This window comes from Salinicola endophyticus (assembly GCF_003206575.1).
Lineage (GTDB): Bacteria > Pseudomonadota > Gammaproteobacteria > Pseudomonadales > Halomonadaceae > Salinicola > Salinicola endophyticus.
Window position 1 is genome coordinate 531,966 of record NZ_PZJO01000001.1, and the last position, 24,693, is coordinate 556,658.

Sequence of the window (24,693 nt, forward strand, 5' to 3'; positions counted from 1 at the left end):
GCCTGCGGCTTCGCGTGCACCTGCTGCCGGGCTCAAAACTCGGCGGGCATGTAGTCGTTGATTTCCATGCCGACGCAGATTTCCTTCACTTCCGGGGTCGTCCAGCTCATGGCGAGCTCCTTGAATCGAGTGGCGTGGCGCTCCAACGAACGCCTGTACATTCTAGCCAATCCGACCCGACTCCGTGAAACAATTAGCCGGTGAACGGTTCTCTCCACTCAGCCATCCGCTGCCTCGGCGGTGCGATAGCGCCCGGCATAGTCGAACAGCTTCTCGCCCAGACGCCAGTAGCGCCCGCTCTTGCGCGCGATGACGAAGTCAGGTGCCCGCAGGCGATGCGCCTCGGCAGCGGCCTCCTCGGCCGAGGCGGGCTGCCAGTCACTGCCCGGAGCTCGCAGATGCTGGCGCAGGAAGAGCCGCGCGAAGACATGGCGCTGCCCCCGGGTCTCGAGGCCGAACCACTCGTCCAGGGTGTCACCATCCTCATCGTGGTAAGTCACCTTGAGACGCGGCACGCCGCGGCCGTTGGTGGTCGCCTGCAACTGCATGCCGCTGACCCTCAGCACCTTGGCGTGCTTGAGCTTGAGCGCATCGCGCAGCTTGTCGTCGGGGTCGACCAGGCGCTCGCCGCAGTGGCCACAGGCGCGTGCAGCGATGTCGTTCTCGCCGCCGCACTGCTCGCACACCTTGAAGCGGAAGCGAAAGGTGCACTGCACCTTATTACTGGCGCCCGAAGCCGTGCCTTTGCCTTTATTGGCGCCCGAAGCCGCGCCTTTGCCTTTATTGGCGCCCGAAGCCGCGCTTCGGCTTTCATTGGCGCCCGCCCCCACGCCGGCACTGGCTGACGTTTCCGGGTTCGATCTGTCGTCTTGCGCGCCGGGTTGGGCGCGATCGACAGCGTCGCGTGTGGATAGCAGCCCCTGGCAGCGGCGGCCGTGGTGTTCGATCACCAGATCACCGTCGCGCTTGCCCCAGAAGGTGTTGGCGAAGCCGCACTCGGGGCACTCGACCTGGACCGGCTCGCTCTCGCTGTCCGGGCGCGCCTGGTCGATCTCGGGGGCGTAGAGATCCCATGGGTTGCCGGCATAGTCGAGCACCAGACAGTCGCGCTTGCCGGGCGATAGCCGCAAGCCGCGGCCGACGATCTGCTGATAGAGCCCCACCGACTCGGTCGGCCGCAGGATCGCGATCACATCGACATGGGGGGCGTCGAAACCGGTGGTGAGTACCGCCACGTTGACCAGGTACTTGAGCTCGCGCGCCTTGAAGGCGGCGATCAGACGCTCGCGCTCCGGCCCCGGCGTCGCCCCGGTGACCAGCGCGCTGGCCTCCGCCGGAAGCAGCCCCAGCACCTCCTCGGCGTGGGCCACGGTGGCGGCGAAGATCATCACGCCCTCGCGATCGCGGGCCCGCTCGATCACGTCGGCCACGATCTGCGGCGTGGCGCGGTTGCCCTGCACCACGCCGTTCAGATCGCGCTCGGCGAACTGGCCATTGCGCTGCGCCACGAGGTGCGAGAAGTCGTAGAACGCCAGAGCGGCGTCGAGGCGCCGGGGTTCGGCGAGATAGCCCTGGCGCACCATCACCCGCAGCGGCTGCTCGAACACGCAGTCGCGGAAGAAGGCGTCCTCCGGCCCCTTCACCATGCCGTGGTAGTGGCGATAGTAAAGAAAGCCCTCCCCCAGCCGGTAGGGCGTCGCGGTCAGCCCCAGAATCTTGAGATTGGGCCGTGCCTGGCGCAGCCGAGCGATCACCTGGGCATAGCTCGAGGATGCCCGCGCCCGGGCCGCGGCGCTCGTCTGCGCCTCGCTCTCTATCCCGCCGTGGCGCAGCGCGACCCGGTGGCACTCGTCGATCACCAGCAGGGTGAAGTCACCGGCCGCAAACGCCTCGAGGCCGTTGACCACCGACTGCACCGAGCCGAACACCACCTGGCGTGCGCTCTCCTTGCGCTTGAGGCCAGCGCTGAAGATATCCGCCTCTAGCCCGTAGGCGAGGTACTTGGCGTGATTCTGCTCGACCAGCTCACGCACGTGCGCCAGCACCAGTACGCGCCCCCGCGCACGCCGCGCCAGCTCGGCGATCACCAGCGACTTGCCGCTCCCCGTGGGCAGCACCACCACCGCCGGGTCGTCACTGCCGCGAAAGTGGACGATGACGTTGTCGACGGCCTGGGTCTGATAGGGGCGGAGTTGGGGGGCGTTGGCAGACATGGCGCGAGGGTAGCATGCGCACCGCCACCGGGCAGCCACGCCTGCCGTGACAGCAAGTCACCGACGCATACGGTCAGGTTCCGGCCGGCAATCTCGCTTACACTGTGGGGATCGCATTCGAACCGGGCCGCGTCGCCGAGCGCGTCGCCGCCTGCCGTTCGAAGCCTGATTGACTTCATTAGCGGAGCGCCACCATGTCATCCGAACAGACGCCACTGGCGCACTACATCGAGCGGCTGCGCGCCCAAGAGATCGATATCGAAGCCATGGACGAACAGGCAGCACGCCTGCGTCAGGATCATCTGGAGTTCGTGCTGGTCGTGGCTGCCGACGAGCCGGCCTTCTTCCAGCTGATGCTGCCCGGGGTGTGGCAGGCCGCCGCCGCGAGCAACCGCCTGCGGCTGCTGGAGACCGCCAACGACGTGATGAACACGATCAAGGCGGCCAAACTGGTGGTCCATCAGGAGGCGGTACATGTCAGCGTCGAGCAGTTCGTCAGCGGCCCCGAGCAGGGGGCGGCGCTGATCCCCGGACTGATGGAGCTGCTCAAGAGTGCGGTGGCCGAGTTCCAGGAGCGGCTGGGCATGGGCGAGGCACCGCGCATTCACTAGCGCCGTCCGCATTCATTAGCGGCGATCGCCAGGGCTCGCGGTACCGGGTGCGAGGGGGTGCGGTCGATATGCCACGACCTGGCGCTGGCGGGGCGGCAACAGGGGCGCTGTCGCGAAGATGACGTGTATGGCAGGCGGGGTGGCTCAGGGTCACCTCCCGGCATCCGCAGGCCACAAAAATATTCATCGATCACGTCTCCCTGAAAACTTTCGACTATCGAAAAATCCCTCGACTCATCCCTCTGGTGCACCCCCGCCCTCCTCGCACTGCCACGTAGCACCCCGCTTCCCGTTACCGAACAAGCGATTAGTGACAGCCTTCAGCATGCCGACGACTCCACCGGCACCACGCCGGTGCAAGACACGTGCACTCGTGCGCCGCCTCCCAGGGAAACGACGTCTTGACGTGCCGCTCCTTTTGCGCGAATTAATATATTTATTCGCATAAATACAAAGACAGGCACCCCATGACCGCGGAACCGACGCGCCGTCGCAAGCTGGCCGACATCATCGGCGAGGACATCAAGCGTGAGATCGTCACCGCCCAGTTGCAGCCGGGCGACAAGCTGCCCAACGAAAAGGCGCTGATGACCCACTATGGCTGCGCCAAGGCGACCATTCGCGAGACCCTCAAGGTGCTCGAGGTGGAGGGGTTGATCACGCTGAAGACCGGCCCCGGCGGGGGCGCCCTGATCAAGGCCCCCACCACCGACCCCGCCAGCCGTGCCCTGCGCAACTTCCTGCATTTCCAGCACCTCGATGGCAGCCAGGTCTATCAGTTGCGACGTCTGGCCGAGGTCGAGATGGCCGTCTCGGTCATCGACCATCTAGCCCCCGAGGACTTCGTCGCTCTGGAGGCCAACATCGAGCGCTGCCGCCAGCCTCACGATGGCGACGAAGGGCATCGCCACCACCGCATGCTGGAGCTCGAGTTCCACAACATCCTGGCGCGTGCCTGCCCCAATCCCCTGCTGCGCTTTTTGTGCGGTTTCCTCAACGATCTGCTGCGCGACCTGGTGGTGCTGAAGAAGGCCTACAAGCCGGAGCGCAAGCAGTTCGACCAGGCCAACATCGACTATCACGTCGAGCTGGTCGCGGCCCTGCGCGAGCGGGACGTGCTGCGGGTACGCGAGTTGATGCACGACCACATGTGCGATGCCGAACACCACATGACGGCCCTCGAGGGCCAGGTCGCCGACCAGTTTCTGGTCAACCCCCGCCAGGGGTTTCCGGCCTCCGACTAGGGGGCCGACACCCCGGTCAATCTCTGCAACAACAACGACAATCATTGCGAGGTTCATGATGCGACGCGACATGCTGTCTTCCACCAACCGGTTTACCACCCCGCGGGTCTCCACCCGGCTGCTTCCCGCCACCCTGCTGGCCGCTACCCTGGGTCTCGGCCTGGCGGCGGGCCCGAGCCAGGCCCAGGACGAGACACCGATCACCGTCTACGGTGTCAAATCCCTCTCCGGCAGTAATGCCAGTTACGGCAAGTACGCCGAGATGGGCTCCAAGCTGGCGGTGGACGAGATGTCCGCCACGCTGGGCCGCCAGATCGACTATGTCTCCATCGATACCGAAGGCAATGCCGGGCGTGCCGTGCGCAAGGTCCAGGAAGCGATCGCGCAGAACGGTGCGCGCCTGTTCAACGGCGCGACGCTCTCCTCGACCGCGCTGGCGGTGGGCAAGGAGGTCAACTCGGCCGGCGGCGTCTTCATGACCCCGGCCGGCGCCGACGAGATCACCGGCAGCGAGTGCAACTCCGCCACCTTCCGCTGGTCGGTGCCCACCTACGGGGCGATCCAGCAGACCCTGGTGCCCTATATCGACAGTCACCCCGACGCCAAGCGCTTCTATACCATCACCCCCCAGTACGTCTTCGGCGAAGCGCTGCTGCGCAATGCCGAGAAGGTCTTCGCGGACAAGGGTGTGGAACATGTCGGCAACAGCTACCACTCGCTGCAGGAGCAGGAGTTCTCCGGCTATCTGACCAATGCCATGGCCGCCAACCCCGACGTTCTGGTGCTGCTCAACTTCGGCTCGCAATCCTCGAATGCCCTGCGTCAGGCGGTCAACTTCGGGCTCAACCAGCAGATGGATATCATCATGGTGTGGTCCTCCGGCCTGGAGCAGCTGCAGGAGCTGGGCAACGACAACATCGATGGCATCTATTTCGGTGCCCAGTACTGGCATGAGGTCGACACCCCCGCCAACCGTGAGCTGGTGAAGAAGGTCAAGGAAGCCTACGGCGTCACCCCCAACTACCCGCTGGCCGCCGATTACACCATGACCAAGACGCTGCTGCAGGCGGTGGCCGACAGCGGCGCGACCCAGGGCGAGACACTGATCCACGCCCTCGAGGGGCGCACCTACCAGGGCCCCACCGGCGAGGAGACGATTCGCGCCGCCGACCATCAGGTGCTCAAGGACTACTACCTGCTCGAGGGCAAGGGTGCCGCCGAGATGACCGACGCCAGCGATTACGCCGACATCGTCAGTTCGGGCCAATCCTTCCTGTCGCCGGCGCAGAGCGGCTGCCACCTGTGACCGTTGCCGCGGGGGCGACGAGCGTCACCTCCGCGGCCTGGCATCAACCACTTCCGCTCCCGGCGAGGTGCCATCATGCTCAACGTCTATCTCTTCCAGATCCTGAACGGGCTGGGACTGGGGATGATCTATTTCCTGATCTCGGTCGGTCTGACTCTGATCTTCGGTCTGCTCAACTTCGTCAACTTCGCCCACGGCGCCTTCTTCCTGCTCGGCTCGTACCTCTGCTACACCACGGTCACCCTGACCGGCAACTTCTGGCTGTCGCTGCTGCTGGCGCCACTCGCGGTGGGGCTGCTGGCGTGGCTGCTGGAGCGCAGCCTGATTCGGCGTATCTATCATCTGCCGCACACCTTCCAGATCCTGGTCACCCTGGGCATTGCGCTGATCATCCAGGAAGTCTCGATCATGCTCTGGGGGCCGGTGGGCAAGAGCGTGCCGACGCCGGAGCTGCTGCGCGGCATCGTGCGACTGGGTCACTTCGCCTACCCGCAGTACCGGCTGTTCCTGATCGGCTTCGCCGCCCTGGTGGCCGTGGCCCTCTGGCTACTGCTGGAGCGCACCCGCTTCGGCGCCCTGGTACGCGCCGGCAGCGAATCCACCGAAACGGTATCGCTGCTCGGCACTAATATCTTCCGCCTGTTCTCGATCACCTTTGCCCTGGGGGTGGCACTGGCCGGCCTGGCCGGGGTGCTCTCCGCGCCGCTGCGCGGTGCCAATCCCTTTCTCGGCCCGGAGATCCTCGGTGTGGCGTTCGTGGTGGTGGTGATCGGCGGCATGGGCTCATTTGGCGGCGCCCTGGCCGCCGGCCTGATGGTGGGCGTGGTGCAGAGCCTGATGGCCAGCCTGTGGCCGCAGGGATCGAGTCTGATGATTTATGCCGCGATGGCCGTGGTCATTCTGCTACGGCCCTACGGCCTGTTCGGGAGGGCCTGAGATGAACCCCAAGCTCACGACACCGGCGCGCGGCGACAGCCGCCCCGCCAACGCCATCTTCCGGCGGCGGCCGGCGGCGACGACCCTGGCCATGCTGGCGGTGGTCATCGCCCTGCCCCTGGTGGTGCCTTCGGCCACGCTGGCCTGCGAGATCCTGATCTTCGCCATGGCCGTGCTGGGCTGCAACCTGCTGCTCGGTTACACCGGCCTGCTCTCCTTCGGCCAGGCGATCTTCTTCGGCAGCGGTGCCTACGTGGCGGCCCTGGCCATGATCCACTGGCAGGTCGGGCTGTTCACGGCACTGCTGCTGGCGGCCGCCGCCGGGGGCCTGCTGGCGCTGCTGGTCGGCGCCCTGGCGATTCGCCGCACGGGGATCTACTTCGTCATGCTGACCCTGGCCCTGACCCAGATGGCCTACTTCATCGCCTATACCCTGAGCGACTGGACGGGCGGCGACAACGGTCTGCTCGACGTGCCGCGGCCTCCCGTGGCCATCGGCGGTTTCACCCTGTTCGATCTCGAGTCGCCGCTGGCCTTCTACGGCCTGGTGGCGGTGCTGTTCGTGTTCCTATATCTGGGGGCGCGTCGGGTCATCGACTCGGCTTTCGGCAGTACCCTCTTGGCCATTCGCGAGAACGAGGCGCGTGCCGCCGCCGTGGGCTACGACACCCGCCACTTCAAGATTCTCGCCTTCGCGCTGTCGGGCGCCGTCACCGGACTCGCCGGGGCGCTCTACGCCATGCTGCTCAACTTCGCGCCGCTATCGAACATCGAGCTACCGATGTCCGAGCAGATCCTGATCATGACCATCATCGGCGGCACCGGATCGCTGTTCGGCTCGCTGCTGGGCGCCGGTACCATCGTCATCCTCGGCGACCTGCTCTCCGCCCTGTGGCCGCGCTGGATGCTGCTGCTCGGGGTGGCCTTGATCGCGGTGGTGATGTTCATGCGCGGCGGCCTGTGGGGCGGCCTCGAATCCCTGGGACGCCGGCGCGCCGGCGCCGCGCGCAAGACGCAGGAGGACGCATGACTTCGCCACTGCTGGAAACCCGCGACCTGACACTGGCCTATGGTGCCTTCCACGCCGTCGACGGGGTCGGCCTGTGTATCCAACCCGGGACCATCCACAGCGTCATCGGCCCCAACGGCGCCGGCAAGACCAGCCTGTTCCACTGTCTGACCGGCGAGCGCCGTATCAGTGGCGGGCAGATCCTGTTCGACGGTCGCGATATCACCCGCCGCCCCGCCCATGGGCGAGTGGCGCTGGGCATGGCGCGCTCGTTCCAGATCACCAGCCTGTTCCAGAACCTGAGCGTTCGCGAGAATCTCCGTCTGGCCGCCCAGGGCACGGCCGGTTGGCGGGCGCTGGACTTCTGGCGCCGCCTGGACAGCCACCGCCGCCATGCCGCCACCGCCGACGAGATGCTCGAACGCCTGGCGCTCACCGCGCGCGCCGAGCTGCCCGCCGGCACCCTGTCACATGGTCAGCAGCGCATTCTGGAAGTGGGCATGGCGATATGCGCCAGGCCCCGCCTGCTGCTGCTCGACGAGCCGACCTCGGGCATGGGGGTCGACGACATCCCCACCATGACCCGGCTGATCGCCGAGCTGGGGCGCGATCACACCGTGCTGTTGATCGAGCACAACATGAGCATCGTGATGTCGATCAGCGACACCATCACCGTCATGAACCGCGGCCAGATCCTGGTCGAGGGAACGCCACAAGCGGTGCGCGAGGATGCGCGGGTGCGCACCGCCTATCTGGGGGAGGCCGCCTGATGCTCGAGGTCGACGACATCCACAGCTACTACGACAAGAGCCATGTGCTCGAAGGCGTCTCGCTCCACGTCGAGGCCGGCGAGCTGGTCACCCTGCTGGGACGCAACGGCGCCGGCAAGACCACCACCCTCAAGAGCATCGTCGGACTGGTACCGCCGCGGCAAGGAGCGGTGCGTTTCGAGGGGCGAGTCATCAACGGTCAGGAGCCGTTCCGCATCGCCCGCCAGGGGGTCGCCCTGGTACCCGAGCATCGCGGTATCTTCGGCCTGCTCAGCGTCGAGGAGAACCTCAAGATCGCCGCCCGGCGCCGCAGCCGCTGGCAACTCGCCGACATCTACCGCCTCTTCCCGCGACTCGAGGAGCGTCGCCGCAACGGCGGCAACGCTCTCTCGGGGGGCGAACAGCAGATGCTCGCCATCGCCCGGGCGTTGATCAACGATCCGCGCATCCTGCTGCTCGACGAGCCCACCGAAGGACTCGCACCGGTGATCGTCGACGAGATCGTGCGCATCCTCAAAGATATCCGCGGCCTGGGGCTGCCGGTGCTGCTGGTCGAACAGAACCTGCGGGTCTGCGAACAGCTCGCCGACCGCCACTATGTGCTCGAACAGGGCCGGGTGGTCTATCACGGTAGCGCCCAGGCGTTCCGCGACGACCCCGCGATCCGCGACCGCTTCCTGGCGCTGAGTGCCTGAACGGCGCCGATCAGGGTGCCCTCGACAAGGATAAGGACAACACCATGACCACCACTTCCTCTTCTCACGCGACCCGGCTGACCATCGACGGCGAGCGCCTATGGCAGAGCCTGATGACACTGGCCAAGATCGGCGCCACCCCCAAGGGGGGCTGCAACCGCCAGGCGTTGACCGAGCTCGACCGGCAGGGTCGCGATCTGCTGACTCGCTGGTGCGAGGCGGAAGGTCTGACGGTGCGCTTCGACGCCATCGGCAACCTCTTCGCGCGCCGTCCGGGGCGCGACGACACCGCCGACCCGGTGGTGATCGGCAGCCATATCGATACCCAGCCCACCGGTGGCAAGTTCGACGGCTGCTTCGGCGTGCTGGCCGCGCTGGAGGTGATCCGCACGCTGAACGCCCAGGGCATCGAAACCCAACGGCCACTGGAGCTGGTGGCCTGGACCAACGAGGAGGGGTGCCGCTTCGCCCCCTGCATGATGGGCTCCGGTGTCTTCGTCGGCCAACTGACACTCGACGACGCCCTGTCGCGGCGCGATGCCGAAGGCATCAGCGCCGGCGAGGCACTCGCGGCGATCGGTTACGTCGGTGACGACGCCCATCGCCCGGCCCGCTTCGCCGGCTATCTCGAGGCGCACATCGAGCAGGGGCCGATCCTCGAGGAGGAGGGCGACACCATCGGCGTGGTCACCGGCGCGCTGGGCATCCAGTGGTTCGATGTCACCTTGACCGGCATGGCCGCCCACTCCGGCTCCACACCGATGCACCTGCGCCGCAATGCGCTGCTCGGCGCCACCCGCGTGATCGAGGCCGTCGATGCCATCGCCATGGCTCACCAGCCCGACGGCCGTGGCACCGTCGGCGCCTGCCAGGTACTGCCCAACTCGCGCAACGTGATTCCCGGCGAGGTCACCCTCAGCGTCGACCTGCGCCACAGCGACGGCGACGTGCTCGACGCCATGGTCGCCGAGTTCCGCCAGACGCTGGAGAAGATCGCCAGCGCCAGCGACCTGGCGCTCGCGGTGACCCAGACGGCGAACAACCCGCCGCAGCACTTCCATCCCGACTGTATCGCCGCGGTGCGCCGGGCGGCGCAGGCGGGCGGCCATGCCCATCGCGACATCGTCAGCGGGGCCGGGCACGACGCGGTGCTCGTCGCCGGCGTGGCACCGACCGCGATGATCTTCATTCCCTGCGAGAAGGGCATCAGCCACAACGAAGCCGAATACGCCAGCCCCGCAGACGTGGCCGCCGGCGCCGACGTGCTGCTGCATGCCACCCTAGAACTGGCGCAACAAGGAGCCTGATCATGACAAAGAGCGACACCGACCTGGCCAGCCTGAGCGCCGTCGATGCCGGGGCCCTGCTGGCCGCCGGCGAGATCTCGCCGGTGGAACTGGCGCAAGACTGCCTGGCCCGCATCGAGCACCACAACCCCACCGTCAACGCCTTCTGTCACGTCGACGCCGAAGGCGCGCTGGAGGCCGCCCGCGCCGCCGAAGCGCGCTACCGCCGCGGCACGGCGCTGGGGCCGCTCGACGGCATCCCGGTGACCATCAAGGACCTGACCCCGACCCGCGGCATGCCGACCCGCAAGGGCTCGGCAACCACCTCGGCGGCCGGGCCATGGGACACCGACGCCCCGTTCGCCGCCCGCCTGCGCGAGGCCGGCAGCGTGCTGCTCGGCAAGACCACCTCCCCCGAGTTCGGTTGGAAGGGGGTGACCGACAACCCCCTCCACGGCATCACCCGCAACCCCTGGAATCCGAACCTGACCCCGGGCGGCTCGTCCGGTGGAGCCGGCGCCGCCGCGGCGCTCAATCTGGGCCTGCTGCATCAAGGCAGCGATGCCGGCGGCTCGATCCGTATCCCCTGCGCCTTTACCGGCACCTTCGGGCTCAAGCCAACCTTCGGCTGGGTGCCCCAGTGGCCGGCCAGCGCCATGACCACACTCTCCCACCTCGGCCCGATGACCCGCAGCGCCGAGGACGCCGCGCTGATGATGAGCGCGATCGCCCAGCCCGATCCGCGTGACGGTTACGCCGGCCCGCCCTGCCCGCTCGACTGGCGCCGCTCACCGCCGGACGACCTGCGGGGCTGGCGGATCGCCTACAGCCGCGACCTGGGCTATGTCGAAGTCGCGCCGGACATCGCCCGGGTGGTGGATGAGGCCGTCGCCGTGCTGCGCGGGCTGGGCGCCGAGGTCGAAGAGATCGACCCCGGTTTCACCGACCCCCAGGCAACCTTCAACACCCTGTGGTTCGCAGGCGCCGCGCGACTGGTGGGCGGTCTGAACGAGGCCCAGCGCGAACGCCTCGACCCCGGTCTGCGGGCCATCGCCGAGCGCGGTGCGCGCATTTCGCTGGGCGACTATCAGCGTGCCGGCGAGGCGCGCGCCGCGCTGACCGCGCAAATGGCCGAGTTCCATCACCACTACGACCTGCTGGTGACGCCGACGCTGCCGCTGGCCCCCTTTGCCGTCGGCAGCAACGTGCCCGAGGGCGGTCGCTACCTGCAATGGATGGACTGGACCCCGTTCAGCTACCCGTTCAACCTCACCCAGCAGCCGGCAGCGTCGCTGCCCTGCGGCCTCGATGATGGCGGCCTGCCGGTCGGCCTGCACCTGGTCGCGGCGCGTTTCGACGATATGCGGGTGATGGATGCCGCCCGGCTGCTCGAGCGCCGCCTGCCACGCCTGGTTCCGCCGGGGTTCTCGGGAGCTATGACGTAGCCGTCAGCAGACGTCCGACGTTGCACCTACACTTAGCTTTTACGACACCACTCTTTCATCCAACAGGGAGGTCTTCATGACCGCTGACACCCACTTCGTGGTCATTGCCGAATTTCAGATCAAACCGGGCCAGGTGCCGGCCTTTCTGGCGCTGGCGCACAACGATGCCAGCGAGTCGCTGGCCAACGAGGAGGGCTGTTACACCTTCGACGTGCTGACCCCGGAAGGCAGCGAGGATCTGGTGGTGCTGCACGAGGTCTACCGCGACCGTGCCGCCTTCGAGCACCACACCACCATGCCGCACTACGCCCCGTTCAAGGCGGGCTCGACCCCGCTGCTGGCCGCCGAGCCCAAGGTGCGCTTCTTCCTCACCGCCGAACGCCCATCGACCTGAGTCCTTAGCGCTAGGGTTCACTCCCCGCACCCAGCGGCGCTGGCCGCCGAATGCATGGCCCGGCTACACTCGGCACCTTCCCGAACCCAGTGGATGCCGAGCCATGCCTCATGCCCCTGCGCCGATCACCTTCGGCCCCACCCCGCTGACCCTGGAGGCGGTGGTCGCGCTGGCCGAACGCCGCGCCGCCTCACGGCTGGACGACGACCCGGCGTGGCGCGCGCGTATCGCCCGCGGCGCCCAGGCGGTCGAGGGGCTGCTCGACCGCGAGGGGCAGATCTACGGCATCACCACCGGCTACGGCGACTCCTGCGTCACCGCGATTCCCCTGGCCCAGGTGGCGGCGCTGCCGCGTCAGCTCTACACCTTTCACGGCTGCGGCCTGGGCCGCTTTCTCGAGCCCGAGGCGGCACGGGCGGTGCTCGCGGCACGCCTGCAGTCGCTGTGTCATGGCGTCTCCGGGGTGCGATTCGAGCTGCTCGAGCGGCTTCACGCCTGTCTACAGGAAGATCTGCTGCCAAGAATCCCCGAAGAGGGCTCGGTGGGAGCCAGCGGCGACCTGACACCGCTCTCCTACGTCGCCGCCATGCTCTGCGGCGAGCGCGAGGTGATCTGGCGCGGCGACGTCCGAATGGCGGCCGATGTCCACGCGGAGCTGGGCTGGGAACCGCTGACCCTGCGCCCCAAGGAGGCACTGGCGCTGATGAACGGCACCGCGGTGATGACCGCGCTGGCGTGCCAGGCCTTCGTCCGCGCCGAGTACCTGCTGATGCTCGCCACCCGCATCACCGCCCTCAATGTGGCCGCACTGCGCGGCAATCCGGACCATTTCGGCGCGCGCCTGTTCGCGGCCAAGCCGCACCCCGGTCAGGGCCAGGTCGCCGCCTGGCTGCGCGCGGATCTGGAGAGCGAGTCCGCCGCACCGCAGCAGCGCCTGCAGGATCGCTACTCGCTGCGCTGCGCGCCCCACGTGCTGGGGGTACTGGCCGACAGCCTCGGCTGGCTGCGCGGTTTCATCGAGACCGAACTCAACAGCGCCAACGACAACCCGCTGATCGACCCCGACTCGGGCGAGGTGATGCACGGCGGCCACTTCTACGGTGGCCATATCGCCTTCGCCATGGATAGCCTCAAGACCCTCACCGCCAATGTCGCCGACCTGCTCGACCGCCAGCTCGCGCTGCTGGTCGACAGCCGCTACAACCACGGGCTACCGGGCAATCTCTCCGGCGCGCCGGCGGCGAAGGCGATGATCAATCACGGCTTCAAGGCGGTGCAGATCGGCGCCTCCGCCTGGGCCGCCGAGGCGCTCAAGGGCACCCTGCCCGCCAGCGTCTTCTCGCGCTCCACCGAGTGCCACAATCAGGACAAGGTGAGCATGGGGACCATCGCCGCCCGTGACGCCCTGCGCGTGCTCGAACTCAGTGAGCAGGTCGCCGCCGCCACCCTGCTGGCGGCGCTGCAGGGCGTGCACCTGCGCGGCGATCCGCTGCCCGCGCCGCTGGCGGCGATGGTCGAACGCCTGCGTGAGCACTTCGCCCCGGTGGGCGAGGATCGCGCCCTGGATGGCGAGCTGCGCCACTGTCTGACGCTGATCCGCTCACGCCACTGGCCGCTGTATCCGCCTGCGGCCTGACCTGGCAACGACTGACGCGCAGACGGCTGACGCGAGCGCTGGCAGCGAGTCACGCTCAGGCCAACAGGCGCAGACACTGCCCCAGGTGGTAGAGCGAAAAGCCGCTTTCGTAGGCCGCACTCCATAGCCCGCGCCCGCGCACGGCGCGGTAGGACTTGAGTGGTAGCGGCAGCATGCTGTCGTCGCCACGGCTGAGATACTCGGCGAAGCCCTCGCCCACCACCGTGCCGGTGGTGTTGCCACGGCCGTTGTAGCCGCAGGCGGCGACGATCCCGGGCAGCGGTTCGAACAGGCGCAGCGTGTGATCCGGGGTGAAGGCGACGCGGCCGCTCCAGGTGCACTCCCACTCGACCGGGCCCAGCTCGGGGAAGTAGTGGCCGGCGATGCGATCGGCCCAGCTCTTCAGGTAGACCCGTGGCCGCCCTTCGCCACGCCCCAGGCTGCCCAGCACCAGCCGCCCGGCGGCATCGCGGCGAATGCTCGAGAGCACCGTGCGGGTATCCCAGGCGCCCTGGCGCTCGGGCAGGATCGCATCCGCCGCGGCCCCGGAGAGTGGGCGCGAGGCGACCTGCATATAGTGGCCGGCGAAGAAGTGCTGGCGCGTCTGGTTCCAGCTGTCCTGGGCGTAGGCATTGGTGGCGATCACCACCCGATCGGCGGTGACACTGCCGCGGGGGGTGCTCAGGCGCCAGCCGTCACCCTCGCGCTGTATGCTCGACACCGGGCTGTGGGTAAATAGCCGGGTGCCCTGGGCCTGGGCGACGCGGGCCAGCCCACGGGTGTACTCGGCGGGGTTGATCGTACCGGCACGGCGGTCGCACAGCGCGGCGCGAATGCGCCGGGTCCCGGTGAGCCGTTCGCACGCCTCGCCTTCGATCAACTCGACCGGTGCCCCGCGTGCGACGAGCTGGTCCCGCCGCCGGGCCAGCTCGTCGCAGCCCTTGGCGTTGTGACCCAGGTGCAGGGTCCCGGTGCGCGTAGGATGACACTGGATACCATGGCGTTCGATCAGTGCGAACACCTTGGCCGGGGCGCCGCCGAGTACCCGGTTGGCGCGCTCGCCGTCGGCCTCGCCGAGCGCCTTGACGATATCGTCCGGCGGCACCCACAGGCCGGCGTTGACCAACCCGACGTTGCGTCCGGACCCCCCGGTGGGAATATCCCCCGCCTCCAGCACGCACACCTCGGTGCCGCCGGCGCTCAGATGCAGCGCTGTGGAGAGACCGGTGATCCCGCCGCCGACGACGCACACGCGGGTGCGCAACGCGGTGTCCAGCGTCTCGGTGACGGGCGCCGGCTCCTGCGCACCCTGGGTCCATAGACATTGCTCTTGCATGACCGCTCCTCGCCTGAACGCTTGTCGCTCGCTGCTTTCCGCCTGACTCACGGGGACACGGCCACTGTCACGCTGGTCATGCCCCGTTTTTCCCCTCTCTCGACCACCACCGATCGCGCCTTGCCCGCTCAGGCGTCCGCCGGCGCCGCACTCCCGGACGACGACGCTACCCGGCCCGCCTGAGTGGCCTGGCGCGCTGGCGCGGACTCCCGCGGGACAAAGCAGCCGAGCAGCGCCCACAGCAGGCCGAACAGCGGCGACAGCCAGCAGGCAAAGGCGAAAGGCGCATAGAGCAGGGTGGGCACGCCGGTGGTGGCGGCGACGAAACTCCCGCCCATGTTCCACGGGATCAGCGGCGACAGCAGCGTGCCGTTGTCCTCGATGGTGCGTGACAGCACCGAGGTGCGGTAGCCCATCTGCCGGTACTGCCCGTGCAGTAGCCGCCCCGGCAGCACCAGGGTGGTATAGACGTCGCCAACCACGGTTCCCACCGAAGCGGTGGTGACCGAGCTGGTCAGCACCATGCTGAAGCGCCCGCGCATCAGCTTGGCCAGGTGCAGCATGATCGCATCGATGGTGCCGTAGGCTTCGAGCATACCGGTGAAGCCGAGCGCGAACAGGGTCAGCGTCACCACCCAGGTCATCGACATCACGCCGCCTTTGGAAAGCAGCGTATCCATCGCCGCATTGCCGGTATCCGCGGCGTAGCCGTTCTGCATCACGCCGAAGACCGCCTGGACATCGCTGCCCTGCAGCAGTATCGCGATCACCCCGCCGAGCGCGGCGCCGCCGAAGATGGTGGGAAACGGCGGCATCTTGGCCATCGACAGCGAGACCACCACCAGCGGCGGAATCAGCGTGATCCAGCTCAGGGTGAAGTGCTCGGCCAGCGTGCGGCGCAGCGTGTCGATACTGCCGACATCGACCAGCTGATCGGCGTAACCGGCGCCGAGCCAGGCATAGATCAGCAGTGCCAGTGTCATTGCCGGCACCGTGGTCGCCATCATGCTCTTGATATGCGACCACAGGTCGGTCTCGCAGACCGCCGGCGTGAGGTTGGTGGTATCGGAGAGCGGCGACATCTTGTCACCGAAGAAGGCCCCGGAGACCAGCGCGCCCGCGGTCAGGTAGACCGGGATGCCGAGGCCGTGGCCGATCCCCATCAGCGCCAGGCCGACGGTACCCACCGTGCCCCAGGAGGTCCCCACGGCGAGCGAGATCAGCGAGCTGATCAGGCAGGTGGCGACCAGGAACATTCCCGGCGAGACCAGATTGATCCCGTAATAGATCAGCGTCGGCACGGTCCCCGAGAGAATCCAGGTACCGATCAGCATACCCACCGCGAGCAGGATCAGGATCGCCGGCAGGCCGAGCTTGATCACCTGCAGCATCGACGCCTCCATGCGCGTCCAGGGGATGCCACGCAGACGCGCGAAGAGAGCGCAGATCAGGATGCCGCAGGCGAGCGGGATATGCGGCGTGAAGTCGCCGAAGACGAAGAACTGCGTCATCAGCAGCGCCACCGTGAGCAGCAGCGGCGCCAGGGCCAGCGGCAGGCTGGGAATGCCGCCCACGCGGACATTGTCACTCATCGACCTTCTCCCGGAGTTATTCTTGGAGCACGGATCGGGAATCGCGTCGGAGACGCGCCAGAAGGGGTGGGGCCGGGGCGCGGCGCGCGCCCCGGTGAGGCATCAGTCGAACTTGATGCCCTGGGCCAGCGGCAGCTCGCGCGAGTAGTTGACGGTATTGGTCTGGCGGCGCATGTAGCTCTTCCAGACATCGGAGCCGGACTCACGTCCGCCACCGGTCTCCTTCTCGCCGCCGAAGGCACCGCCGATCTCGGCGCCGCTGGGGCCGATGTTGACGTTGGCGATGCCACAGTCGCTGCCCTGGTCGGAGACGAAGGCTTCGGCCTCGCGTACGTCGGTGGTGAAGATGCACGACGACAGTCCCTGCGGCACGTCGTTGTTGAGCGCCAGCGCCTGGTCGAAGTCGCGGTAGGTGAGCACATAGAGGATCGGCGCGAAGGTCTCGTGCTTGACCAGCTCGTCCTGCTCGGCGACCTCGACGATCGCCGGCGAGACGTAGTAGCCATTGGGGTAGGTCTCGGCCAGTTGGCGCTCGCCGCCGAAGACCTTGGCCCCCTGCTGGCGTGCTTTCTCCAGCACCGACTGCATCTGATCGAAGGCCTGGGCATCGATCAGCGGGCCGACCAGATGACCCTGCATCGGATCGCCGATGGTGACGTTGGCGTAGGCCTTCTTGATCCGCTCGACCACCTCGTCGCGCACCGACTCGTGGACGATCAGACGACGCAGGGTGGTGCAGCGCTGGCCAGCGGTGCCGACTGCCGAGAACAGAATGCCACGCACGGCCATGTCGAGATCGGCGCTGGGGGCCAGGATCATGGCGTTGTTGCCGCCCAGTTCGAGAATGCTGCGGCCGAAGCGCGCGGCGACCCGGGGCGCGACTTCACGCCCCATGCGGGTGCTGCCGGTGGCGCTGATCAGCGGCACCCGCGGATCGTCGGTGAGGGCTTCACCGGCCTCGCGCTCGCCGATGATCACCTGGCTCAGATCCTGCGGGGCGTCGTCACCGAAAGCCTGCATGGCACGCTCCAGCAGCGCCTGACAGGCAAGTGCACACAGCGGCGTCTTCTCGGAGGGCTTCCACAGCAGGCTGTTGCCGCACACCAGCGCCAGCGCGGCATTCCAGGCCCAGGGCGCGACCGGGAAGTTGAAGGCGGTGATCAGACCGATCGGCCCCAACGGATGCCAGCTCTCGCGCATGTGGTGGCCGGGGCGCTCGGAGGCGATGGTGAGACCGTAGAGCTGGCGCGACTGGCCCACGGCGAGATCGCAGATATCGATCATCTCCTGGACCTCGCCCAGCCCCTCCTGCAGGATCTTGCCGCACTCCAGCGTGACCAGTGCCCCGAGATCCTCCTTGTGCTGGCGCAGCTGTTCGCCGAACAGCCGTACCAGCTCGCCGCGCCGCGGCGCCGGCACCTGACGCCAGGCGGCAAAGGCGCGCTCGGCACGATCGATGCGCGCGGTCACCGCCGCCGCGGATTCGTTGCTGACCCGGCCCAGCTCGCCACCGTCGGTGGGCGAGGTGACCACATAGTCGCCCTCGCGGTAGGTCGAAGGCGCCACGCCGAGGCGTCCGAGGATCTCGTCGATCATGTTGTTCTCCTGCTGCCGGAACGAAATAAGGTGTCGCGGCAGTATTGCGCCGGGCATTGACGCGCCACAAACGACGTTTTATACCAACGTCATTCCTTTTTTTCCTGCCAGCAGGCTGTCATGAATCGTCGTCATCTCCCCACCCTCACCGCCATGCAGTGCTTCGAGGCCGCGGCACGCCATCTCAGCTTCACCCGCGCCGCCGACGAACTGAGCCTGACCCAGAGCGCCGTGAGCAAGCAGGTCGCCCAGCTCGAGGCGATTCTCGAGCACCCGCTGTTCCGCCGCGTCCGGCGCCGACTGCAGGTCACCCCGGAGGGGTCGCTCTATCTCACCGAGGTACGCAAGGTACTGGCCCAGGTGGAGATGTCGACCCGCTACATGCAGTCCTACGGCGGCGAGAGCGAGGTGCTCAACGTCACCACCCTGCCGACCTTCGGCGCGCGCTGGCTGGTGCCGCGTCTCAACGGCTTCCGCCTGCGGCAACCCAGCGTCTATCTCAACATCGGTATCCGCACGCAGCCGTTCGATCTCGAACAGGAGCGAGTCGACGCCGCCTTCTTCTACGGTCGCGGCGTGTGGCCCAAGGCGGAGTGCATCCATATGCTCGACGAGGAGATGGTGGCGGTATGCGCGCCCTCGCTGGTGCCCACCGGCGGCTTCGACGACCCGCTCGCGCTCACCGGTCAGGTGCTGCTGCAGAGCGACTCGCGCCCGGAGGCGTGGCATGCCTGGTTCGCCGATCAGAAGCTCTACACCCAGCACAGCTACCACGGGCCGCGCTTCGATACCTTCGAGATGCTGCTGCGCGCGGCGCGGGTAGGCTGCGGGGTAGCGCTGGTGCCGCGGGTGCTCGCCGCCGAGGAGCTCGATCAGGGGCTGCTGGTGCAGGCCTGGCCCCACGCGCTTGCGAGCCGCGATGCCTATTACCTCGCCTATCCCGAACACAAGGGTGAGGTGGCCAAGGTGCGCGGCTTTCTCGACTGGATGCGCGAACATCGCGACCGCCCCACGCTGGGTCCGGTTCAAGAGTCCGCGCCAACTGAGCGCTAGGCGCCCGCCCCGCGCTGAGTCGATGTACGCTGGGCGAATCCAGAATTTTTGGAATGATACCGCGGCTTTTTTTCGTTTGAAGCGCCGCCTGCCGGGCTGCTTTGATGACCCCGAACCGTCATCGTCGCCACCGCAGGTAGCCGCCCATGGAGTTTCCCCACGTCAGCCACGCCCTCGGGGTGGTGCACCCGATCTGTCTGGAGCGCGGCGCCAACGCCGAGGTCTGGGACGAGCAAGGCCAGCGCTATATCGACTTCATCGCCGGCATCGGCGTGCTCAACCTGGGTCACGGTCACCCCCGCGTCCTGACGGCCATCCAGGCGCAGTTGGGCAAGCTGACCCACTCGGCCTTCAACGCCCTGCCCCACCGCGGCTATCTCGATCTGGCCCAGGCGCTCGATGAGTTCGTGCCGGTCAGCTATCCCCTCAGCTGCATGCTCACCAACAGCGGCGCCGAGGCGACCGAGAACGCGCTCAAGCTCGCCCGCGCCCATACCGGTCGCACGGCGGTGATCGCCTTCGACGATGCCTTCCACGGGCGCACCCTGGCGGCGCTCAACCTGGGTGGCAAGGTCGCCCCCTACAAGCAGCGTCTGGGCAGCCTGCCCGGCCCGGTACATCACCTGCCGTTCCCGGGGCCGGACAGCGGGGTCGACGCCGCCACCGCCCTGGCCGCCCTGGAGCGGCTGTTCGCGGTCGAGGTCGACGCCGAGGAGGTCGCCGCGATCATCGTCGAACCGGTACAGGGCGAAGGCGGCTTCCGCCGGCTCTGCCCCGAGTTCGCCCGCCGCCTGCGAGAGCGCTGCCAGGCTCTCGGCATCCTGCTGATCTTCGACGAGATCCAGTCCGGCTTCGGGCGTACCGGGGCGCGCTTCGCGTTCTCGCAGCTGGAGGTCGAACCCGACCTGCTGCTGCTGGGCAAGAGCATGGCCGCGGGGCTGCCGCTGGCGGCGGTGGCGGGCCGCGCGGCGGTGATGAACGCCCTGCCCCGGGGCGGGCTGGGCGGCACCTACTCGGGTAACGCCCTGGCCTGCGCGGCAGCCCTGGCGGTGATCGAGGAGATGAGCGACAACCATCTGGCGCGCTGGTCACAGGCGATCGAGTCGCGCGTGCTGGCCCATCACCGCGAGTGGCAAGCCAGCGGCCGCCACCCCATGGTCGGCGCACTCACCGGGATCGGCGCAATGCGCGGCATCGTGCTCGAGGACACCCCCAACGCCAGTGGCGCTGAACACCTGAGCGCGCTGCTCGCCGCGGCGCGCGAGCGCGGCCTGCTGCTGATGCCCAGCGGGCGCAAACGTAACGTGCTGCGCCTGCTGCCGCCGCTGACCAGCGAGCCCGAGATTCTCGATGAGGGCCTGACACGACTCGGCGAGGCTCTGGCCACGCTGCGCGCCTGAGCGCGTCACGTCCACGTTTTCGCCCCGTTATCCCCTGACGCGCCGCCCCCCTTTGACGCACCCTCATACGCAGGAGACTTGCCATGCCGTCTTTTCTCTCCCCCGACGCGATCCGCGACCGCTTCTCGCGCGCCATGTCGGCGATGTACCAGGCCGAGGTGCCCCAGTACGGCACGCTTCTCGAACTGGTCGAGACCGTCAACCGCGAGGCCCTCGAGGGCGACCCCGAGCTGGCTGCCAGACTCGAGGCCCACGATGACCTGGCGCGACTCGGTGTCGAGCGCCACGGCGCCATTCGCGTGGGCACAGCGGCAGAGCTGGCCGGCCTGCGCCGGCTGTTCGCGGTGATGGGCATGCAGCCGGTGGGCTACTACGATCTCGCCGCAGCGGGGGTGCCGGTCCATTCCACCGCCTTCCGTCCGGTGGACGATGCCGCGCTGGCGCGCAACCCCTTCCGTGTCTTCACCTCGTTGTTGCGCCTGGAGTTGATCGAGGATACCCAGCTGCGCGAGCGCGCCGCAGATATCCTCGCGTCACGCCAGATCTTCACCCCGGAGGCGCTGGCGCTGATCGAGCGCCACGAAGCCCAGGGCGGGCTGAGCGAAGAGGACGCCGAGCGCTTCGTCGCCGCCGCGCTGGAGACCTTCCGCTGGCACCGCGAGGCGACCGTCGACTGGCCCACCTATTGCGCCCTGCACGACCAGCACAGGCTGATCGCCGACGTGGTCTGCTTCCGCGGCCCGCATATCAATCACCTGACCCCGCGCACCCTCGACATCGACGCGGTTCAGCGCCGCATGCCGCAGGCCGGTATCACGCCCAAGGCGGTGATCGAGGGTCCACCCCGGCGCGCCTGTCCGATTCTGCTGCGTCAGACCAGCTTCAAGGCGCTGGAGGAGGAGATTCGTTTCGCCGACCGCCAGCAGGGCTCGCACAGCGCGCGCTTCGGTGAGATCGAGCAGCGCGGCATGGCGCTGACACCGGCCGGCCGCGAGCGCTACGACCGCCTGCTGGCGACCGCCCGCGAGCGCAGCCAGGGCCTCGACAACGCCGCCCACCAGCAGGTGCTCGACGACGTCTTCTCGGCGTTTCCCGATGATGCCGCTCAGCTACGCCGCCACGGCCTGGCCTACTTCGATTACCGGCTGACCCCGGCAGGCGAGGCGGTCAGAGAGGCGGCGGTGAGTGGGGAGAGAGCGGACCTGGCAGCCGTGGATCTGGCCACAGTGGACCTGGAAGCAGCAATCGCCCGCGGCTGGGTCAGCGCCCAGCCGATCACCTACGAGGACTTCCTGCCGGTGAGTGCGGCCGGCATCTTCCAGTCCAACCTCGGCGATGCGCGCAGCGACGGCTACGCCGGCCACGCCAATCGTGACGACTTCGAGCAGGCGCTGGGGGCAGAGGTCATCGACGAGCTAGCGCTCTACGCCCGGCGCGAGGCGGCATCACGCCAGCGCGTGATGCACGCCCTGGGTCTCGACGCCCAGAGCACTGAGGGCGTCGGCTCAGCAGCGAGTGGCTGAGTAGGGCACCGGCTCAGCAGCGGGTGGCTGAATAGGGCGTCGGCTCAGAAGCGGGTGGCTGAATAGGGCGCCGGCTCGATATAGGGCGTCTCGCCGCACATCATCTCCGCCAGCAGCCGCCCCGAAGCCGGCCCCAGGGTGAAGCCCTGATGGGCATGGCCGAAATGGAACCAGAGCCCGTCATGCTTGGGTGCCGGGCCGATCACCGGCTTCATGTCCGGCGTGCACGGCCGCGCGCCCAGCCACGGAGTCTGCTCGACCGCGTCGCCGATCGCCAGCAGCTCGCGTGCGACCTTTTCGGCCTTGCTCGACTGCAGCGGGGTGGCGCGGGCGTCGAGACGTGCGAATTCGGCGCCGGTGGTGATACGCAGACCGCGATTCATCGGCGCCAGCATGATGCCGTTCTCGGCATCCAGCATTGCCATGCTCAGCGGCGTCGGCATGACATAGTGGCGGTGGTAGCCACGTTTGACGAACAGCGGCAGGTGGTAGCCGAAACGCCGCAGCAGTTCGTCGGACCACGGGCCCAGCGCCACCACCGCTTCGGCGGCCTCGACCGGGCCTTCGCTGGTGGTCACGCGCCAACCGGCGCCCTGGCGTTCGAGGGTCGCGGCGTCGCCGCTGACGAAGGCGCCGCCGCGGGCCTGGAACAGGCTGGCGTAGCTCGCCACCAGCGCGCCGGGGTCGCGCACCGACCACGGCTGGGTCCAGTGCACCGCCCCCGCCATGCGCTGGGTCAGCCCGGGTTCCAGCCGCGCCAGCTCGTCGCCGCTGACCGGTGCATGCTCGACCCCGTACTCCTGGGCCAGCCGCTCGGCGTTGGCCACCCCCTTCTCCAGCGCCGCCTGGCTGCGGTAGGCGGTGCGCCAACCGCTCTTGCGTACCAGCGCCTCGGCGCCGGCCTCGGTGATCAGGCTGTCGTGCTCGCTCAGACAGTGGGCGATCAGCCGGCTGTACTCACGCGCCACCTGGGCGTAACGCGACGGCGAGGACCACCACCAGTACTGCGCCAGCGGCGAGGCCAGGTGCGGCAGTGCCGAGGGGTGGTAGTTGACGTCGATGCCGCCCTTGCGCGCGACCTTGAAGATCATGCGGCTGTCATGCGGGAAGGGATAGGGTTCCACCGCCTCGCGCTGGATCAGGCCGGCGTTGCCGTAGGAGGTCTCCTCTCCCGGGGCCCGGCGATCCACCAGCACCACGTTGCGCCCCCGCCGCTGCAACTGCAGCGCGGTCGACACTCCGATCATGCCGGCACCCAGCACCACGACATCCGCTTGCATAGCCACTCCTCAGCCCTTGAACACCAGCAACAGCCACGCCGGCACGACGGGAACGCTCCCCCCGCGACGCGGCCCTATCGACGATGGCGGGCGGCCCCGCACCGGGCGGCGACAGCCCAGGGGTCAAACTCTGTGCCAAACCCTGCGCCACCCCTGAAAGGCGATGATACCAGTAACCTCGGCGCAACCAAGCGCCGCGGCCTGGACTTTAGGCCGGCCGACTCGCCATGATGCGGTAGTCGTTGGTCCACCGCTCGGCGCCATGCCGATGCGGGTTTTTGCGTCTTTCGCCAGCCACACCGGCAGTGCCTCGGCCACTCCGAGACGTGGTCAGTTGGCCATTGTCGTCATCAAGGTCGTCAACAGGAGAGTCCCCATGCCCAAACGTATCCTGGCCTATCGCCGTCTCGACGAGCAGCAGCTCGACCAGCTCCGCGAGCGCTATCAGGTCGATTACTTCGGCAAGCTCTCCTCCGCCGACGATCCGGCCTTCCGGGAGGCGCTGGGCGAGGCCCACGGGCTGATCGGCGCCGGGCTGAAGATCACTCCCGAACTGCTCGACGCGGCGCCGCAGCTGGAGACCATCTCGAGCATTTCGGTGGGCGTGGACAGCTATCCGGTGGCGGAGCTGAGCCGCCGTGGCATCCTGCTCAGCCACACCCCGGACGTGCTCACCGAGACCACTGCCGACACCGGCTTCGCGCTGATCATGGCGAGCGCCCGGCGCGTGGTGGAGCTGGCCGAGTACGTCAAGCGGGGCGAGTGGCAGGAGAGTATCGGCGCGGAGCAGTTCGGCACCGACGTCCACGGCAAGACCCTGGGCATGATCGGCTTCGGTCGCATCGGCCAGGCCATCGCCCGCCGCGGTGCACTGGGCTTCGGCATGCGCGTGCTCTACGCCAAGGCCTCGCCCAAACCCGAGCTGGAGCAGGCGCTGGGCGCACGCCACTGCGAGCTGGACGAACTGCTGCGCGAGTCCGACTTCGTCTGCGCCATCGTGCCGCTCAACGCCGAGACCCGGCATCTGATCGGCGCTCCCGAGTTCGCGCGCATGAAGTCGAGCGCGATCTTCATCAACCTGGCCCGCGGCGAAGTGGTCGACGAAGCCGCGATGATCGATGCCCTCGAACATGGCGAGATTCGCGGCGCCGGTCTCGACGTGTTCGCGCAGGAGCCGCTGCCGGCCGACTCGCCGCTACCGCGCATGGCCAACGTGGTCGCCCTGCCGCACATCGGCTCTGCGACCCACGAGACGCGCACCGCCATGGCCCAGCGCGCCGTCGACAATCTGTTGCTGGCGCTGGATGGCGAGCGCCCGCTCAGCCCGTTCAATCCCGAAGCGTGGCCTGAGCGGCTTGGCTGAGAGCC

Annotated in this window: 21 protein-coding genes; 15 read left to right on the forward strand and 6 right to left on the reverse strand. The window is 68.1% G+C overall.

Translation table 11 applies throughout. From position 1 onward, the window contains the following. Window positions 1-32: 32 nt before the first annotated feature. A complete protein-coding gene (gene pqqA / locus DOM66_RS19785) occupies window positions 33-161 on the reverse strand; it encodes a pyrroloquinoline quinone precursor peptide PqqA (RefSeq protein ID WP_198651791.1) in 129 nt (42 codons plus the stop codon). A gap of 57 nt (window positions 162-218) precedes the next feature. Then, window positions 219-2,213 carry a DEAD/DEAH box helicase gene (locus tag DOM66_RS02380; RefSeq protein WP_110689127.1) on the reverse strand — a complete coding sequence of 665 codons (1,995 nt, stop codon included), beginning with the start codon at window positions 2,211-2,213 and terminating at the stop codon, window positions 219-221. A gap of 194 nt (window positions 2,214-2,407) precedes the next feature. On the opposite strand from DOM66_RS02380, the gene DOM66_RS02385 reads away from it, so the two are divergent. The 11 genes from DOM66_RS02385 (at window position 2,408) to DOM66_RS02435 (ending at window position 13,545) form a co-directional block, all read left to right on the forward strand. Next, window positions 2,408-2,824, forward strand: coding sequence for a hypothetical protein (locus DOM66_RS02385; RefSeq protein ID WP_110689128.1), 417 nt, complete (start codon window positions 2,408-2,410; stop codon window positions 2,822-2,824). Between the two features lie 467 nt (window positions 2,825-3,291). Beyond that, window positions 3,292-4,068, forward strand: a complete 777-nt coding sequence (locus DOM66_RS02390; RefSeq protein ID WP_110675820.1) for a FadR/GntR family transcriptional regulator — start codon at window positions 3,292-3,294, stop codon at window positions 4,066-4,068. A 70-nt stretch (window positions 4,069-4,138) separates the two neighbouring features. Next, a complete protein-coding gene (locus DOM66_RS02395; RefSeq protein WP_110675908.1) occupies window positions 4,139-5,374 on the forward strand; it encodes an ABC transporter substrate-binding protein in 1,236 nt (411 codons plus the stop codon). Window positions 5,375-5,449: 75 nt separating this feature from the next. Beyond that, window positions 5,450-6,310: a branched-chain amino acid ABC transporter permease gene (locus DOM66_RS02400; protein WP_110675822.1), complete on the forward strand. Its 861-nt coding sequence runs from the start codon at window positions 5,450-5,452 to the stop codon at window positions 6,308-6,310. A 1-nt stretch (window position 6,311) separates the two neighbouring features. Continuing rightward, a complete protein-coding gene (locus tag DOM66_RS02405) occupies window positions 6,312-7,340 on the forward strand; it encodes a branched-chain amino acid ABC transporter permease (protein WP_198651792.1) in 1,029 nt (342 codons plus the stop codon). Then, window positions 7,337-8,089 carry an ABC transporter ATP-binding protein gene (locus DOM66_RS02410; RefSeq protein WP_110675824.1) on the forward strand — a complete coding sequence of 251 codons (753 nt, stop codon included), beginning with the start codon at window positions 7,337-7,339 and terminating at the stop codon, window positions 8,087-8,089. Before DOM66_RS02405 ends, DOM66_RS02410 begins: the two co-directional genes overlap by 4 nt. Beyond that, window positions 8,089-8,784, forward strand: a complete 696-nt coding sequence (locus DOM66_RS02415) for an ABC transporter ATP-binding protein (protein WP_110675826.1) — start codon at window positions 8,089-8,091, stop codon at window positions 8,782-8,784. Before DOM66_RS02410 ends, DOM66_RS02415 begins: the two co-directional genes overlap by 1 nt. Before the next feature lie 44 nt (window positions 8,785-8,828). Continuing rightward, window positions 8,829-10,091 (forward strand): Zn-dependent hydrolase, encoded by a 1,263-nt coding sequence (locus DOM66_RS02420; RefSeq protein WP_110689129.1) that lies wholly within the window; start codon window positions 8,829-8,831, stop codon window positions 10,089-10,091. A gap of 2 nt (window positions 10,092-10,093) precedes the next feature. Further along, entirely contained in the window at window positions 10,094-11,515 is a 1,422-nt protein-coding gene (locus DOM66_RS02425; RefSeq protein ID WP_110689130.1) for an amidase, read from the forward strand. Between the two features lie 76 nt (window positions 11,516-11,591). Next, a complete protein-coding gene (locus tag DOM66_RS02430) occupies window positions 11,592-11,909 on the forward strand; it encodes a putative quinol monooxygenase (protein WP_110675832.1) in 318 nt (105 codons plus the stop codon). 103 nt (window positions 11,910-12,012) lie between these two features. Beyond that, window positions 12,013-13,545 carry an HAL/PAL/TAL family ammonia-lyase gene (locus DOM66_RS02435; protein ID WP_110689131.1) on the forward strand — a complete coding sequence of 511 codons (1,533 nt, stop codon included), beginning with the start codon at window positions 12,013-12,015 and terminating at the stop codon, window positions 13,543-13,545. Window positions 13,546-13,600: 55 nt separating this feature from the next. Here the strand turns inward: DOM66_RS02435 and amaA are convergent, their stop codons facing one another. The 3 genes from amaA to amaB all read right to left on the reverse strand — a co-directional run bounded on the left by amaA (window position 13,601) and on the right by amaB (window position 18,069). Further along, the gene (gene amaA / locus DOM66_RS02440; protein ID WP_110689132.1) at window positions 13,601-14,881 is read right to left on the reverse strand and encodes an L-pipecolate oxidase; all 1,281 of its coding nucleotides are present in this window, start codon (window positions 14,879-14,881) and stop codon (window positions 13,601-13,603) included. Window positions 14,882-15,009: 128 nt separating this feature from the next. Beyond that, the gene (nhaC, locus tag DOM66_RS02445; protein ID WP_110689133.1) at window positions 15,010-16,473 is read right to left on the reverse strand and encodes a Na+/H+ antiporter NhaC; all 1,464 of its coding nucleotides are present in this window, start codon (window positions 16,471-16,473) and stop codon (window positions 15,010-15,012) included. Window positions 16,474-16,575: 102 nt separating this feature from the next. Next, on the reverse strand, window positions 16,576-18,069 hold the full coding sequence (gene amaB / locus DOM66_RS02450; RefSeq protein WP_110675841.1) for an L-piperidine-6-carboxylate dehydrogenase: 1,494 nt from the start codon (window positions 18,067-18,069) through the stop codon (window positions 16,576-16,578). 120 nt (window positions 18,070-18,189) lie between these two features. Here amaB and DOM66_RS02455 point away from each other — a divergent pair, with 120 nt between their 5' ends. From DOM66_RS02455 to hglS, 3 genes are all read left to right on the forward strand, one after another. Then, window positions 18,190-19,122: a LysR substrate-binding domain-containing protein gene (locus tag DOM66_RS02455; protein WP_110675842.1), complete on the forward strand. Its 933-nt coding sequence runs from the start codon at window positions 18,190-18,192 to the stop codon at window positions 19,120-19,122. 146 nt (window positions 19,123-19,268) lie between these two features. After that, window positions 19,269-20,522: a 2-aminoadipate transaminase gene (locus DOM66_RS02460; protein WP_110675844.1), complete on the forward strand. Its 1,254-nt coding sequence runs from the start codon at window positions 19,269-19,271 to the stop codon at window positions 20,520-20,522. 83 nt (window positions 20,523-20,605) lie between these two features. Beyond that, the gene (hglS, locus tag DOM66_RS02465) at window positions 20,606-22,045 is read left to right on the forward strand and encodes a 2-oxoadipate dioxygenase/decarboxylase HglS (RefSeq protein ID WP_110689134.1); all 1,440 of its coding nucleotides are present in this window, start codon (window positions 20,606-20,608) and stop codon (window positions 22,043-22,045) included. 44 nt (window positions 22,046-22,089) lie between these two features. On the opposite strand, the gene DOM66_RS02470 is transcribed toward hglS, so the two are convergent. Further along, entirely contained in the window at window positions 22,090-23,325 is a 1,236-nt protein-coding gene (locus DOM66_RS02470; RefSeq protein WP_110689135.1) for an NAD(P)/FAD-dependent oxidoreductase, read from the reverse strand. A 376-nt stretch (window positions 23,326-23,701) separates the two neighbouring features. On the opposite strand from DOM66_RS02470, the gene DOM66_RS02475 reads away from it, so the two are divergent. After that, the gene (locus tag DOM66_RS02475) at window positions 23,702-24,688 is read left to right on the forward strand and encodes a 2-hydroxyacid dehydrogenase (protein WP_110689136.1); all 987 of its coding nucleotides are present in this window, start codon (window positions 23,702-23,704) and stop codon (window positions 24,686-24,688) included. Window positions 24,689-24,693 lie beyond the last annotated feature (5 nt).

Coding starts and splice junctions, on each gene's coding strand:
- pqqA (WP_198651791.1), bottom strand. CDS start 161: ATGTACAGGCGTTCGTTGGAGCGCCACGCCACTCGATTCAAGGAGCTC.
- DOM66_RS02380 (WP_110689127.1), bottom strand. CDS start 2,213: ATGTCTGCCAACGCCCCCCAACTCCGCCCCTATCAGACCCAGGCCGTC.
- DOM66_RS02385 (WP_110689128.1), top strand. CDS start 2,408: ATGTCATCCGAACAGACGCCACTGGCGCACTACATCGAGCGGCTGCGC.
- DOM66_RS02390 (WP_110675820.1), top strand. CDS start 3,292: ATGACCGCGGAACCGACGCGCCGTCGCAAGCTGGCCGACATCATCGGC.
- DOM66_RS02395 (WP_110675908.1), top strand. CDS start 4,139: ATGCTGTCTTCCACCAACCGGTTTACCACCCCGCGGGTCTCCACCCGG.
- DOM66_RS02400 (WP_110675822.1), top strand. CDS start 5,450: ATGCTCAACGTCTATCTCTTCCAGATCCTGAACGGGCTGGGACTGGGG.
- DOM66_RS02405 (WP_198651792.1), top strand. CDS start 6,312: ATGAACCCCAAGCTCACGACACCGGCGCGCGGCGACAGCCGCCCCGCC.
- DOM66_RS02410 (WP_110675824.1), top strand. CDS start 7,337: ATGACTTCGCCACTGCTGGAAACCCGCGACCTGACACTGGCCTATGGT.
- DOM66_RS02415 (WP_110675826.1), top strand. CDS start 8,089: ATGCTCGAGGTCGACGACATCCACAGCTACTACGACAAGAGCCATGTG.
- DOM66_RS02420 (WP_110689129.1), top strand. CDS start 8,829: ATGACCACCACTTCCTCTTCTCACGCGACCCGGCTGACCATCGACGGC.
- DOM66_RS02425 (WP_110689130.1), top strand. CDS start 10,094: ATGACAAAGAGCGACACCGACCTGGCCAGCCTGAGCGCCGTCGATGCC.
- DOM66_RS02430 (WP_110675832.1), top strand. CDS start 11,592: ATGACCGCTGACACCCACTTCGTGGTCATTGCCGAATTTCAGATCAAA.
- DOM66_RS02435 (WP_110689131.1), top strand. CDS start 12,013: ATGCCTCATGCCCCTGCGCCGATCACCTTCGGCCCCACCCCGCTGACC.
- amaA (WP_110689132.1), bottom strand. CDS start 14,881: ATGCAAGAGCAATGTCTATGGACCCAGGGTGCGCAGGAGCCGGCGCCC.
- nhaC (WP_110689133.1), bottom strand. CDS start 16,473: ATGAGTGACAATGTCCGCGTGGGCGGCATTCCCAGCCTGCCGCTGGCC.
- amaB (WP_110675841.1), bottom strand. CDS start 18,069: ATGATCGACGAGATCCTCGGACGCCTCGGCGTGGCGCCTTCGACCTAC.
- DOM66_RS02455 (WP_110675842.1), top strand. CDS start 18,190: ATGAATCGTCGTCATCTCCCCACCCTCACCGCCATGCAGTGCTTCGAG.
- DOM66_RS02460 (WP_110675844.1), top strand. CDS start 19,269: ATGGAGTTTCCCCACGTCAGCCACGCCCTCGGGGTGGTGCACCCGATC.
- hglS (WP_110689134.1), top strand. CDS start 20,606: ATGCCGTCTTTTCTCTCCCCCGACGCGATCCGCGACCGCTTCTCGCGC.
- DOM66_RS02470 (WP_110689135.1), bottom strand. CDS start 23,325: ATGCAAGCGGATGTCGTGGTGCTGGGTGCCGGCATGATCGGAGTGTCG.
- DOM66_RS02475 (WP_110689136.1), top strand. CDS start 23,702: ATGCCCAAACGTATCCTGGCCTATCGCCGTCTCGACGAGCAGCAGCTC.